This is a genomic window from Thermoactinomyces sp. CICC 10735, assembly GCF_016055175.1.
Taxonomy (GTDB): domain Bacteria; phylum Bacillota; class Bacilli; order Thermoactinomycetales; family Thermoactinomycetaceae; genus Thermoactinomyces; species Thermoactinomyces vulgaris.
In genome coordinates, this window is the sequence record NZ_JAECVT010000014.1 from 1 (window position 1) to 762 (window position 762).

The following is a 762-nucleotide window of genomic DNA, read 5'->3' on the forward strand; positions in this document are numbered from 1 at the left end:
AGCTGTAAGTGAGCGTTGATCCGGGGATGTCCGAATGGGGGAACCCGCCAGCTTGAAGAGCTGGCACCGCCATCTGAATCCATAGGATGGACGGGGGCATACCAGGGGAACTGAAACATCTTAGTACCCTGAGGAAGAGAAAGCAAACGCGATTCCCTGAGTAGCGGCGAGCGAAACGGGAACAGCCCAAACCGGCTGGCTTTGCCAACCGGGGTTGTAGGACGTCTCACACGGAGTTACAAAGGTGACGGATAGATGAAGTGGTTCTGGAAAGACCCGCCAAAGAAGGTAACAGCCCTGTAATCGAAATCGGTCACCCTCCGAGACGGATCCTGAGTACCGCGGGACACGTGAAACCCCGTGGGAAGCAGGGAGGACCACCTCCCAAGGCTAAATACTCCCTGGCGACCGATAGTGAACCAGTACCGTGAGGGAAAGGTGAAAAGCACCCCGGGAGGGGAGTGAAAGAGAACCTGAAACCGTGTGCTTACAATCAGTCGGAGTCCTTTTAAAGGGATGACGGCGTGCCTTTTGTAGAATGAACCGGCGAGTGACGGTTACGTGCGAGGTTAAGGTGAGAAGCCGGAGCCGCAGCGAAAGCGAGTCTGAACAGGGCGAATGAGTACGTGGCCGTCGACCCGAAACCGGGTGATCTACCCATGTCCAGGGTGAAGTTCCGGTAACACGGAATGGAGGCCCGAACCTGTTGGTGTTGAAAAACCATAGGATGAGGTGTGGGTAGGGGTGAAATGCCAATCGAAC

The 762-nt window shown here is 55.6% G+C and carries 1 rRNA gene; it reads left to right on the forward strand.

Annotated features, from left to right (window positions below):
• Positions 1–762 (forward strand): 23S ribosomal RNA (locus tag I8U23_RS13325); the annotation flags it as partial.